This is a genomic window from Xanthomonas dyei, assembly GCF_002939865.1.
Classification (GTDB): domain Bacteria; phylum Pseudomonadota; class Gammaproteobacteria; order Xanthomonadales; family Xanthomonadaceae; genus Xanthomonas; species Xanthomonas dyei.
The window spans coordinates 57677-70531 of sequence record NZ_MDEE01000002.1; the positions used below are offsets into that span (position 1 = coordinate 57677).

The window sequence follows — 12855 nt, forward strand, 5'->3', positions numbered from 1 at the left end:
GTTCGATGCCGGCAACGCTGATGCACTGCGTTGGAGCCGGGCGTCGATGCCGCAGCGCCGGTGTCCGTCGATATCATGGGGTGCGAGCGCTGACAGCCCGCACTGATTGCGCCAGTGCGCCACTCGGCGCGTCCGTTGCGGACTGCGCCCAAGCCTGTGGCCAATCGCTCCCACGTCATCGGTATCGAGGAACGTGGTGTGCCGAACAGGCCTCGACGCTGGACTCGCTCAAGGGCAGGGCGCGTCGCCCTGCCCAGCAAGCGATCAGAGGCTATCCGGTGCCGGCGCAGTGGCCCTGGCGTGCTGCTTGCCGCGCGCGTGCTCGATGGCGGTGCGCAGCTTGCGGGCGGCGCCGGTGACGGCAGAGGCAGTGGTTTCGGCGCTGTTGGTGGCGGCGATCGGCGGCAGACCGGCGACATGCGCTTCGATACTGCAGGTTCGATCCGCTGCGCCGCCGCGTTGGCCGTTCTCGTCGCGCAAATGCACTTCGACGCGGGTAATGTCGTTGGCAAAATGCGCCAGCTGGGCGGTGCAGGTTTTCTCGACATGTTGCACGACGGACGGGTCATGCGGCACGTGCTTGTCGGTCTGGATCTGAATCTGCATGGAGTTCTCCTTCGCGGTCATCCGCTGCGTCTGCCGCAGCGGTGACCCGATTCTGCGACAGCTCGGTGTTGCCGCAAGGTGACAAGCCGCCAGATGTTCATGCACTGGTCGGCTGGGTGGTCGCACCCTCCCGGACGCTACGCTTGCGTCCGCATGAATTGCCGGCCCGGCGGCGGGCGGCACGGTGGGGGCGGTGGCTTAAGATGCCGGCACCGCGCGGTTCTGCGCCTGTCCGATGCCTGCCTGTGTCCCGATTGCGTTTTGTGCCGTCTGCCCGTTCCAGCGTGTTGTTGCGCCTGCTGCTGTGCTATGCGTTGTGGCTGGCCTTGGCCGGGGGCGTGTTCGCCCAGGACCAGGACACATTGCTGAAGAGCGCCCAGACGCAGCTGGACACCGCGCAGAAGGTGCTTGACCAGGGCGAGGCCGGGCTGGAAAAGGCCGATACCGACCGTCTACGCAAGCTGACCGACTCAGTGGTCGGCGTCCAACGGCAGGCGCAGGAGATTGCACGTCAGCTGGATCCACCGCTCAAGCAAATCAGTTCGCAGCTGGCCGGTTTGGGTGATGTGCAGAACGGCGAAGCGCCCGACCTTAAAAAACAGCGCGAAGCGTTAAAGAAAGAAAAAAACGCGTTGGATGCAGAATTCAAACGCGCCAATCTCCTCGATTCCCAAGCCCGCGAGCTTGCCGACCGCCTGGAACAAAAACGCGCGCAGCTCTTCAGTGTGCAGCTGTCCACGCGCGTTGCCTCACCGCTGTCGCCGGCACTGTGGGCGCAGATCGCGCAGCAATGGCCGGATGACCGTACCCGTCTGCGCGGCGTTTACGACGATACAGACCAGGCGGTGCGTGCCGGCACGGCTGCCAACGGCGTTGGCGGCCTGGTGACGGGTGTGGCGATCGCGCTGCTGCTGGCCTTCCCGTTGCGCATCTTTCTGCGCCATCTGGGGCGGCGCTACGCAGCGTCGCGTGCCCCGGGCGGGCGGTTGCGACGGTCCGGTCTGGCGCTGTGGTTTCTGCTGATCGGCACGCTCAGTCTGGGTATGGCCGCATGGGTGCTGGCCGAAAGCGTGCGTGCGATTGCCCAGGTGCCGGCCGATCTGGACGAGTTGCTGGGTGCGTTTGTCTTCATCAGCTTCATCGCGGCCTTCGTCGGCTCGCTCAGCGCCAGTCTGCTGATGAAGCACCAACCCACCTGGCGGTTGTTCCCGCTGGACGATGCCACCGTCGATCGGCTGCGCGTGCATTGCCTGGCCACCGCCGCGGTGAGCTGGTTCAGCGGCATGGCGATGAAGCTCAACGAGGTGGCGCGTACCAGTGCCGCCGCCGCCACCGCCACCGACGCGGTGGCCGCATTGTTGTATGCCGGCCTGATCCTCTCGGCACTGGCCGGCCTGAGCCTGTCGTTGCGCGCGCGCGCCGCCAGCGCCGGCGCCGCCAGCGCCGATAGCAGCGAGCCGCCACCGGTGGTCTCGCGTGGCGGCGGCGTCATCGTACTGATCCGCCTGCTGGGGCATGTGGCGGTGCTCGTGTCGCTGCTGGCGGCACTGTTCGGCTATCTCAATCTGTCGCTGTTCATCGCGCGCCAGATCATCTGGATCACGCTGATCTGCAGTCTGCTCGGCTTGCTGGTGGTGTTTGCCGACGACCTGCTCACATGGGTTTTCAATCCGGAAGGGCGCTTCAGTCGCGCGTTGTCGCATGCCTCGGGCATGGGCAGCGGACGGCTGGTGCAGTTGGGCCTGCTGCTGTCCGCGGTAGTACGTGTCGTGTTGATCCTGCTGGGAATCGCGGCCCTGATCACGCCGTATGGCGCCAATCTCTCGGCGGTCACCGGCTGGGCCGAGAACGTCTCGCACGGTATCTATCTCAGCGACGAGCTCACCATCACACCGGCGGCGGCCTTGCGCGCGTTGCTGGTGTTCGTCCTGGGCCTGGGCGTGGTGCAGGTGGTGCAACAGTGGCTGCTCAACACCTATCTGCCCAAGACCGAGCTCGATGCCGGCGCGCGCAACTCGATCAGCACGGTGGCGCGCTATCTGGGCTGGTTGGTGGTGGTGGTGTGGGGGCTGACCGCGCTGGGTCTGGACCTGAAGCGCTTGGCGCTGGTGTTGAGCGCGTTGTCGGTGGGTATCGGTTTCGGTCTGCAGGCGATCACGCAGAACTTCGTGTCCGGGTTGATCCTGCTGGCCGAGCGGCCGGTCAAGATCGGCGACTGGGTGCGTATCGGCGATCAGGAGGGCGACGTGCGCAAGATCAGCGTACGTGCGACCGAAATCCAGGTGGGCGACCGTTCGACCCTGATCGTGCCCAATTCGGAGTTGATCACCAAGAGCGTGCGCAACATGACGCTGTCCAATCCGATGGGGCGGGTGCAGCTGCAGTTCTCGGTGCCGTTGGAAACCGATGTGGCGAAGGTGCGCGACATGTTGCTGGGCTTGTTTGCCGAGCATGCCAAGGTGTTGGCGGAGCCGGCGCCATCGGTGTTCATCGACTCGCTGGCCGGTGGGTACGTCAACTTCAATTCGTTCGCCTATGTCAGCAGTCCGCGCGATTCGTATGGCGTGCGCAGCGAGTTGTTCTTTGCGTTGCTGCAGCGGATGGAGCGTGCAGGCGTCGCGCTGCAGTCGCCGCAGGAAATCCGTTTCAGTCGTGCCGGGGTGGCGGTGGCGCGCGACAGTGGCGAGGACGCGTTGTCAGAGCAGCAGTGATACGGCGTGTGCGTCCCACGTGACGTAGGAGTGCGCCGGCGCGTGTTGGATATCGCCGGTAAGCCTGCAGCGCATGCCAGCCCGCTCCTGCGAGGCCAACGCGTTTGGCAGCAATGCTGGCTTACGAACGGTCGGCCACCGGGGTGTCCTTGACCAGTGCCAGGTCGTCGACGCTGACCTCTTCGGTGTAGTCGAGCCAGGCGCGAATTTCCAGATCCTCCACCGCATGCTCCAGGCCCACCGGCATGCGGATGCGTCCGGCGGCATCGGGCACTACCCATTGCTGGGCCAGCACCAGCTTGCGTTCGGACGACACCGCTTCCACCCAGAACGCGCGGGTGGGGCGACGCTTGGCGTAGAGCTCGAGCATGTAGCGGCCTGCAGCAGTCTTGCGCGCGGACTGGGTGAGCATGATCGGCTGACGCACGCGCGGGCGCGGGCCTTGTTGGCTGGCATCCAATGGCGCATCGACGGCGATGCCGCGGGTCAGGTCCGGGTCGCGGTAGAGCTTCATGCGTTGCCGACGATCGACGACCAGCGCGCACCAGTCGCCGTCGGCCGAGCCGTCCTCGAATGCGGTGCAGCGGTCCACATAGGCCAGCGTGCCCTTGCTGTGGGTGCGGTCGAACTGACGCGAGGTGTTTTCCAGGTACACGGTTTTCAGATGGGTGTCTTCGTCGTATTCGAGCAGCACCGGCGGGCGCACCTGTTGCACGCCCACCACCACATCGCCATTGCCGTTGACGCGCAGCATGCGGGTGCGTTGCCCGGTCCACAGCGTGCGTGCAAAGGCGAGATAGCGCGGGTAGTCCTTGCCGCTGTCGCGACTGGCGGCGACGCTGGCGCTGGGCGGTGCATCGCTGGCAAGCAGCGAGCGCCCAAAGCCCAGGCTGCGCATGCCCGGCTCCAGCAATTGCAGTAGCGTGGCACCGGAATCGAGCGTGCTACCTGCGCGCGTGAGCACCTGTTGCGGCGCGATGCCCTTGCCGAGAAACAACAGCAGGTTTTCGCGCTTCTGTTTGGCCAGCACATCGCTCAGATCGTTCGGCATGGCCAGATGATCGGAGGCGATCACAATGATGGTGTTGTTGCCGTAGCGGCTGTTGCGGATACGCGCCACCAGCTCGCCGATCAAGCGGTCGCTGCACTTGATCGCATGCAACAGACCGATGTCGCCCAGCGCGCTGTCGTAGCGCTGGCCCTTGCACGCCAGCGGCAGGTGGCCGGCCGGGTGATGGGTGTCCATGGTCAGCGTGGTCAGCATGAACGGTTGGCCGGCGCGCGACAGGGTCTGGAAGCTGTCCCAGGCATCGTCCAGCAACACGTCGTCGTGCACGCCCCATGCGGAAAAGTGCTTGGGCGCCACGCCTTTATCGCGGAAATGCTGCACGTCATCCACCACGTCGAAGCCATGGCTGGACAGGAAACGGCCCTTGCCGGCAAAGCTGGCATCGGCACCGCCCACGTAGTGATTGCGGTAGCCCTGATCCTTGAGATAGTCGCCCAGACAGCGCGCTTCGGGCAGGAACATGCCCATGCGATCCATGCTGTTTTCATCGCCCGGCGCGGTGGTCAGCGGCACGCCGCACATCGAGGCCACCATGCCGGCGATGGTCCACCCGCTGCCTTCGGTGGAACTGAGATTGCGTACGTCCACCGCTTCGGTGGCCAGCGCGCGCAGGTTGGGCATCAGGCCCGGAAACACCGACTCATCGAAGTAGGTGCGCTCCAGGCTCTCGCCGTAGATCCAGACGATGTTCTTGCGCTTTTGCAGCGGTTGCTGCGGCAGCTGATATTCCGGCACCACCGTGGCGTAATCGACCGGGCGCAACTGGTAGTACAGGCGTTTGCCATCGCGATACAGCGGGCTCACCACGATGCTGACCAACAACATGGCCACGAACGATCCGAACACCACACCGCCGCCGCGCGGGCGGCGGAAACGGCGCACCCTGACCAGGATGAGCGGGCTTAACGACAGCAGCAGCATGCCGATGAACACGGCGATATAGCCGGAAAAGTCGCTGACCCCGGCGCCATCCATGTCTGCGCGCAAGTGATACAGCGTGGCCGCATTGATGCCGTCGCCGCTGAGCCGGTCGATCAAACCCCAGGCGCTGAGCAGCAGCAACAATAGCGAAAGTAGGCCTGCCTTGAGCCACGCCAGACGCGGTGAGGCGACCAACAGCCACAGCAATAGCAACAACGAGAACACCAACATCCAATGCATGCGCAACGTCCGTGGGGGAATGATGCGAGCGCGTTCCGGACGCCTTGCTCGCCATGTCCTGTGCGCCACCTGCAATGTGACACTCGGGTGACGGACTATGCCGCGCTCAAGCTGACTGAAATGTTTGTTGCGTTTGGGGTGTGGGTTTAGAGCGGCAAACAATATGTCGCGAGCAGTCGTCAGGTGGGTGTGGACGGCGCACAGGAATAGTTGCCGCAACGAGCGCAGGCCGCGCCCGCCTGGTGGTGAGTACAGTGGTTTTGTTAGCCGCTCTTAATGCGTTGTTCGATGCGGGTGTGTGCATCCGCATGGAGTGTTTTTTGGGTGTGCTATGGGGCGGTGCGTGCGGTGTTGATTCACGGCAGTCGCAGTGGGTGCTGGCAAGATAATTTGGCAATGCGCTGTGCGTGACATATCTGCTGTGCGTGGCCACGACTGGCGGCGGGTGATCGAGATCGGGCGATTACGCCGGATTCGGTCTTCACTGATCGATGCAATCGGTCATGCTGTTAGCGGCAGCGTTTGCGTCTGTTTGCGTCAGTGCGTCGTTGAGGGCGATGCGGGGTTTGCGTCACACCGTCGAGGCTTGATGCGTGAGCTCGATGAGCGGCTTCGCCACGTACCCTCACCTCAACCCCTCTCCCGGTGGGAGAGGGGCTTTGTCGAATAGTAGCGCGCTGACTCGGCGGCCGCTATCTGTGCCCGCGCTCTTCGCGTGCGCGTACGCGGCGGTCGAATAGCAGTGCGCTGAGCACGATGCCAAGGCCCAGCACGACGCCGAGCAGAAACAGCACCATCGCAATGGCCGGATAGCCCCACAGTTTCAGGCCGGTTTCGATGCGCATCATCTGCGCCGAGGCCATGATCAGCGCCGCGGTGACGATGCCTGCCGCAACGCGGTTGGCGATCTTCTGCAGGCTTTCCATCAGATGCGATTCTTCCAGCCCGGTGACGCGCATCTGCAGGCGGTTTTCCGCGGCCAGCGACAGGATCTCGGACATGCGGCGCGGGCCTTCGCGCACCAGATGCTGTAGTTCCATCGCCTCGCTGGCCAGGTTGGCGGCGGACAGCGATTTTTTCAGCCGCGCGCGCATCACATGCTGCAGGTGGCGTTCGACGATGCGGCGCGTGTCCAGGTTGGGCGACAACGCGCGGCAGACGCCTTCCAGATTCAGCAGGGTCTTGCCGAGCAGGCTCAGTTCCGGTGGCGTGCGCAGTCCGTTCGCGGTGGCGATACGCACCAGATCCAGTACCACGCGGCCTTCGGAGGTGGTGTCGTGCGCGGCATAGCGCGCGATCATCTGCCCGGTTTCGCGCTGGTAGCGGTCTTCGTCGTAATCCTCAAGGCGCGTGCTGAGCGCGATGGTCTCCTCGGCCACTTCTTCGCCGCGCCCGTCGACGGCGGCAAACAGCAGCTTGAGCAGCCGCTCGCGCAGACGCGGGGGTACGTGCGCCACCATGCCCAGGTCGAAGATGGCCAGCCGCCCGTCCTGCAACACACGCAGGTTGCCCGGATGCGGGTCGGCATGGATTTCGCCATGCACGAACATCTGATCCAGATAGCCCTTGACCAGCTCCGCCGCCAAATTATCCATCGGCTGCTCGGTGCGACGCAGGCCGGAGATCTTGTCCACGCGCACGCCTTCGGCCAGCTGCATGGTCAGTACCTTGCGGCTGCTCAGGTCCCAGATCGGTTGCGGCACCCACAACAACGGAAACGGCTTGAGATGCTTGCCGAAGCGCACCAGGGTTTCGGCTTCGTCTTCGTAATTGAGTTCGGCGCGCAGGGTCTTGCCGAATTCGCCCAGCCAGTCGGCAAAGCGCACGCGGCGGCCGATGCCGGTGAGCCGGTCGGCGGCGGTGGCAAAGCTCTTGAGGACATCCAGGTCCGAGCGCACCTGCGCGGCGACTTCGGGCTTTTGCACCTTGATCGCCACCGGTGTGCCGTCGCGCAACGCGGCGCGATGCACCTGCGCCAGCGAGGCGCAGCCCAGCGGCACCGGGTCGAAGAACGAGAACGCCTTGTTGACCGACACGCCGAGTTCTTCTTCGATGATCTGGCGGATGCGTTCCACCGGCACCGAGCTGGTGTTTTCCTGCATGCGCTCCAGCGCGGTGGCGAACTCCGGCGGCACGATGTCCGGGCGGGTGGACAACATCTGGCCGAGTTTGACGAAGGTGGGGCCTAGCGATTCCAGGTCGGAGACGAACTGGTCCGGGGTGCCTTCTGCCGGCACCTCGTACGCGTTGATGGCGGCCGGGTCCAGGTTCATGCCGGCAAACACCCCCGACCCGCGGTACCGCAGCAGCAGGCGCAGGATCTGCGTACGCCGGCTCATGCCGCCCACCACGGCCTGGTCGGCCGAGTGCGTCGCCGGGGCCGGTGCGCGGTGCGGGTCATTCGGACTCAAGGCCATCTCCGGGGCGTCATGCGAGCAGCGAGTGTGGCCAGCGCGGGGTCGTCAGCCGGTGAATCCGGGTGCGCCGTGGCAGCGTTGCGGGCGCTGCCGGTGCCTGCGCTGGCGCGTGTCTGGCCAGGGGTGGGCAATACCGGCAATCGCCCGACAACGGCACGCAACGACCGCGCAATGGCCTGCCATCACCCAATCCGGGCGCGGGATCGGCGAGAATTCACGTTCACTCACGCACGACCACCCTCGAAGGACCTCCGCATGGCCGGTGCCAGCCTGTTCACCCTGCTCGACGACATCGCCACCCTGCTGGACGACGTTTCCATCCTGACCAAGGTTGCGGCCAAGAAGACCGCCGGCGTGCTGGGCGACGATCTGGCGCTCAACGCGCAGCAGGTGACCGGTGTCAGCGCCGACCGCGAGTTACCGGTGGTGTGGGCGGTGGCCAAGGGCTCGTTGGTCAACAAGGTGATCCTGGTGCCGGCAGCGTTGGCGATCAGCGCGCTGGAAGCCTGGTTGCGCGGACGCGGCTACAACGTGCCGTTGGTGATGCCGCTGATGATGATCGGCGGCGCTTACCTGTGCTTCGAAGGCGTAGAGAAGCTGGCGCACAAGTTCCTGCACGACGCCGACGAAGAAGCGCAGCGGCATGCCGAGCGCACCCGCGCGCTGGCCGACGAACAGGTCGATGTGGTGGCGCTGGAAAAGGACAAGGTCAAGGGCGCGATCCGCACCGACTTCATCCTGTCGGCGGAGATCATCGTGCTGTCGCTGGGCGTGGTCGCAGGCGTGTCGTTCGGGCAGCAGGTGACGGTGCTGGTGGCGATTGCGTTGGCGATGACCATCGGGGTCTACGGCCTGGTCGCGGCGATCGTGAAGCTGGACGATCTGGGCCTGTACCTGACCCGTAAGGGCGCGTCGCTGGCGGCGCTCGGCCGCGGCATCCTGGTGGCCGCGCCGTGGCTGATGAAGTTCCTGTCGGTAGCCGGCACGCTGGCGATGTTCCTGGTCGGCGGCGGCATCCTGGTCCACAACATCCCCGCGCTGCATCACATCGTGCAGGATCTGACCAGGTCGGCCGGCGGCCTGGGCTGGCTGGTCGACGCGCTGGGCAACATGGTGGTCGGCGTGGTCGCCGGTGCGGTGGTGCTGGGAGTGGTCACCGGGTTCCAGAAGCTGCGCGGGAACACGGCCGCGCACTGATCTTGTCCTGGAGCGGCGAACAAACCGTAGCGAGCAATCGTCAGGTGGGTGTGGACGGCGTGCTCAGAACCGGAGGGTACGCGTGGACCATGCCGCACCGAGTACCGGCCGCATCCACCGGGCGGTGAGCACAGTGGTTTTGTTAGCCGCTCTTGGTCGCTGAGGCGACAAGCGAACTGGCGTGCACGCTGGCGATCACACGCCTGCGCCTGGCGCGTGACGCTTGCTAACCTGCTTGAACGCCGTGGGTGCGAGGTGCAGGTTGCGTCGCTGCCTGCGGTGGCACTGACGGCAGCCTGGCCGGCCTGGCCGGCGCGTACTGGCAGACATCAGGTGGGAGCGCAGCATGCAGAAGATGATCGAGGGTCTCGGTAGTGCAGGCGGTTCTTCGCCCGCAGTCACGCAGGTAGACGCGGTGCAGGTGGACGACTACGCGCACGTTGCATCGATCAGCGCGTGCTCTGCAATCGGGCGCAGACGCTTCCTGGGGTTGGGAGCTGCGGCAATCGCGGCGAGCATGGCCGGCGCACCGGTGCACGCCGCGCTGCCCACACGCGGGCCGATGCGGGCCACCTGGGTGGCGAGTGTGCTCAATCTCGATTGGCCAAGTGCGGCGTCCTCCCGGATGGCCGATCCGGTTGCGCGTGTCATGGTCCAGCAGCAGGAATTGCTGACGATTCTCGACCAAGCCGAAGCGCTGCATCTCAATACGCTGGTCTTCCAGGTCAAGCCATGTGCCGATGCGCTTTACCGATCGGCGATTCTGCCGTGGTCGCCGGTGCTGACGGGCGTGCTCGGGAAAGACCCCGGTTTCGATCCATTGGCGTTTCTGCTCCACCACGCACACGCACGTGGCATCCAGGTCCATGCCTGGCTCAATCCTTACCGGGTGTCGACCGACATCAGTCAGGCCACGCTGGAGATGTTGACCACTCCATCGGGCGATTCCCCGCCCAGCGTGTATGCGCATCGTCCCGAGTGGGTGGGCGTGGCCGCCAACCGGCTGGTGCTTGATCCAGGCATTCCCGCCGTCCGCCGCTGGATCTGTGCCGTTGTTGCGGAACTGATTGTCCGTTACGACGTGGATGGTGTGCAGTTCGACGATTATTTCTACAGCGAAACCGCCCAGTCGCCACTGGACGACGCACAGACCTACGCGCGCCATGGAGCAGGCTTCGCAGACAAGGGCGATTGGCGGCGCAACAACACCTATCGATTGATGCGCGATGTGGGCAGGACCATTCGTGCGATCCGGCCGCGCGTGGCCTTCGGGGTCAGCCCGGCAGGCGTGTGGCGCAATCGGCAGGACGATCCGCTGGGCTCGGACACGCAGGCAGGCGCGCCCTCGTTCGATGTCGCTTACGCCGATACCCGACGCTGGGTGCGCGAAGAACTCGTCGATTACATCGTGCCGCAGATCTATTGGCCGTTTGCACGGCAAATCGTGCGTTACGACACCATTGCGCGGTGGTGGGCCGACACCGTGGGCAACGGGCGTGTGCAGCTCTACATCGGCATGGCGTTATACAAGGTGGGTCTCGCCAATGCATTGGAGCCGGACTGGGCCGTTGCAGGCGGTGTCCCTGAGATCGCCCGCCAGTTGGACCTCAACGCTGCCTTGCCGCAGATACGCGGATGCATGCTGTTTCGCCACGGATTCCTTGCCATGCCCCAGACCGCGCAGGTCGTGGATTACCTGAAGCTGCGGTGGCAAGGGGGCTAAGAGCGGCCCACAAAACGTAGCGAGCAGTTGTCGGCCGGGTGTGGACGTCGCGCTCAGAACCGGCGTCTACGCGTGGACCATGCTCGCACCGAGCACCAAGCACCAAGCACCAAGCGCGCCGGCTTGGCGGTCAGCACGGGCGTTCTGTCAGCGGCTCTAATCGGCGCTGACCACCCGATTCTTGCCCGCGGCCTTGGCGTCGTACATGGCGCGGTCGGCGCGGCGCACCAGCTCGTCCTGGGTTTCGTCGGTATGGCGCAGCGCCACGCCTGCGCTGAAGCTGATGAAGATCCGCACGTCCTCGTGCAGCAAGGAGCGCTGCGCCAGGGCGCGTTGCAGGCGGATGACCGCCGCGCTGGCTTCGAAGATGGTCGAGTCCGGCAGCAGCAGTACGAATTCTTCGCCGCCGAAGCGGGCAATGGCGTCGGTGGTGCGCAACACCGCCTTGGCCACCTCGACGGTGTGGCGTAGCGCCGCGTCGCCGCCGGCGTGGCCGTGGGCTTCGTTGAGGCGGCGGAAGTCGTCCAGGTCCAGCATCGCCACGCATAGCGGCTGGCCGCTGCGTTGAGTGCGCACCGCTTCGCGCTGGAACAGTTCTTCGAAACCGCGCCGGTTGAGCGCGCCGGTCAGCTGGTCTTCGCGCACCAGTCCGGCGACTGCGTTGAGTTCCTGTTCGAGCGAGGCGATGCGTTGTTCGGCGTCTTCGACCTGGCGGCGTGCGGACAGCAGTTCGTCGCGCGCGGCCAGCGCCTGGGCCTGGACGCCGGCGGTGTCCTGCAGCACGTCCTGCAGCAGGCGATTGAGGTCGGGAATGCTACGAGCGTCGCCGATCGCCTGCGAATAGCCGGCAACGCGGTCGTGGTATTCGCCGGTGCTGGTGGCCATGCCGTCGAGCCGGTCGACGAAGGACACCATCATTTCGCGCATGGCGCTTTTGGAATCGGCAATGCCCTGCTTGAGCAGGCCCTGCTTGTAGATCACCTCGCGCAGGGTGCCGCGCGCCTGCTCGATCGATTCCACGTCCAGCGGCCCGGCCAACAGCTGCCGCACCACCGAGATCTGGCCCTGCAACCAGCTGCGATCGTCCAGGAGTTCGCCGACGTTCTCCAGCAATAGGTCGAACAAGCCGAGCAACAGGTTCTGTTGTTCGCTGGCATCGTCGGCGCGCAGACCGATCTGATGGCTGAGCTCGCGCAGCCGCTGCTCCAGCGTGATCAGCTCATGCCCGGGGCGCCAGTGGCGCAGGGCCGATGCCAGGGTCTGGGCTTCTTCGGCCAGTTCGGGGCTGCGTTGCAGCAAGGTGGCCAGGGCGTTGCCCAGCGCATGCCGCAGCAGGTCGCGTAACTGTTCGGCTTCGGTGCGGCCTTCGGCGATCGAGTCGCCGATATCGATGGTGCGGATGTATTTGTCGATCAGCTGGCGCAGGGTGCGGCCGTAGCCTGGCCAGTCGCCGGCCGCATAGGCCGCGCTCAGGCGCACGCCCATGTCGCCGAGCTCGCCATGCAGGCTGGCGATGCCTTCGGCGAACGCCAGCAACAGCGCTTCGGGATGCGCGGCATGCGAAAACAAGCGAATGAGCAGCGCGGTGGCGGCCGCCGGATCGTGCGCGCCGGACTTGGTCTTGGCGGGAACCAGCTGATGTGCCGCCAGCCCCGGCGCGGCATGCGCACTGCCGCGCACGCTCGGCAGCGCAGCGACCGGGCGCGCGGTGTCCGTGCCGCCCCAGGGCAACAGACGGCGCAGCCCGCCACGCGGGCGGCTTGGAAGGTCAGGCTGGTCGGTCATGCCAGGTCTCGAAAGGTCGACGTGCTATCGCTGGTTATCGGCGCGCGCACGGGTCGCTTGAGCAGACCGGACCGTATGGCGCACTCCACAGCATGCATCCAATCGTGCCGTCACGCTGCGCGACAGCACACGAATGCTGGCATGAACAAGTTACACAGATGACAACGAACGCAGCCGCACTCTCCC

General features: G+C 65.4%; 7 protein-coding genes and 3 other RNA genes. 3 read left to right on the forward strand and 7 right to left on the reverse strand.

The window, feature by feature from the left end:
- Nucleotides 1–264: 264 nt before the first annotated feature.
- Nucleotides 265–606 carry an HPF/RaiA family ribosome-associated protein gene (locus tag XdyCFBP7245_RS02835; RefSeq protein ID WP_055853941.1) on the reverse strand — a complete coding sequence of 114 codons (342 nt, stop codon included), beginning with the start codon at nt 604–606 and terminating at the stop codon, nt 265–267.
- Nucleotides 607–893: 287 nt separating this feature from the next.
- On the opposite strand from XdyCFBP7245_RS02835, the gene XdyCFBP7245_RS02840 reads away from it, so the two are divergent.
- Nucleotides 894–3317, forward strand: a complete 2424-nt coding sequence (locus XdyCFBP7245_RS02840) for a DUF3772 domain-containing protein (protein ID WP_104614444.1) — start codon at nt 894–896, stop codon at nt 3315–3317.
- 121 nt (nt 3318–3438) lie between these two features.
- Here the strand turns inward: XdyCFBP7245_RS02840 and XdyCFBP7245_RS02845 are convergent, their stop codons facing one another.
- The 3 genes from XdyCFBP7245_RS02845 to XdyCFBP7245_RS02855 all read right to left on the reverse strand — a co-directional run bounded on the left by XdyCFBP7245_RS02845 (nt 3439) and on the right by XdyCFBP7245_RS02855 (nt 7964).
- Nucleotides 3439–5547, reverse strand: coding sequence for a phosphoglycerol transferase I (locus tag XdyCFBP7245_RS02845; protein WP_104614306.1), 2109 nt, complete (start codon nt 5545–5547; stop codon nt 3439–3441).
- 153 nt (nt 5548–5700) lie between these two features.
- A non-coding RNA gene (locus XdyCFBP7245_RS02850) (sX9 sRNA) lies at nt 5701–5780 on the reverse strand.
- A 459-nt stretch (nt 5781–6239) separates the two neighbouring features.
- Nucleotides 6240–7964: an ABC1 kinase family protein gene (locus XdyCFBP7245_RS02855; RefSeq protein WP_104614307.1), complete on the reverse strand. Its 1725-nt coding sequence runs from the start codon at nt 7962–7964 to the stop codon at nt 6240–6242.
- Nucleotides 7965–8219: 255 nt separating this feature from the next.
- Here XdyCFBP7245_RS02855 and XdyCFBP7245_RS02860 point away from each other — a divergent pair, with 255 nt between their 5' ends.
- Nucleotides 8220–9161: a DUF808 domain-containing protein gene (locus XdyCFBP7245_RS02860; protein ID WP_104614308.1), complete on the forward strand. Its 942-nt coding sequence runs from the start codon at nt 8220–8222 to the stop codon at nt 9159–9161.
- Nucleotides 9162–9175: 14 nt separating this feature from the next.
- Here XdyCFBP7245_RS02860 and XdyCFBP7245_RS02865 read toward each other — a convergent pair.
- A non-coding RNA gene (locus XdyCFBP7245_RS02865) (sX9 sRNA) lies at nt 9176–9252 on the reverse strand.
- Between the two features lie 255 nt (nt 9253–9507).
- On the opposite strand from XdyCFBP7245_RS02865, the gene XdyCFBP7245_RS02870 reads away from it, so the two are divergent.
- On the forward strand, nt 9508–10884 hold the full coding sequence (locus XdyCFBP7245_RS02870; RefSeq protein ID WP_104614309.1) for a glycoside hydrolase family 10-like protein: 1377 nt from the start codon (nt 9508–9510) through the stop codon (nt 10882–10884).
- Nucleotides 10885–10888: 4 nt separating this feature from the next.
- On the opposite strand, the gene XdyCFBP7245_RS02875 is transcribed toward XdyCFBP7245_RS02870, so the two are convergent.
- Together XdyCFBP7245_RS02875 and XdyCFBP7245_RS02880 are read right to left on the reverse strand one after the other, a co-directional pair.
- Nucleotides 10889–10965, reverse strand: a non-coding RNA gene (locus tag XdyCFBP7245_RS02875) — sX9 sRNA.
- Nucleotides 10966–11040: 75 nt separating this feature from the next.
- Nucleotides 11041–12669: a GGDEF domain-containing protein gene (locus XdyCFBP7245_RS02880; RefSeq protein WP_104614310.1), complete on the reverse strand. Its 1629-nt coding sequence runs from the start codon at nt 12667–12669 to the stop codon at nt 11041–11043.
- Nucleotides 12670–12855: the final 186 nt, after the last annotated feature.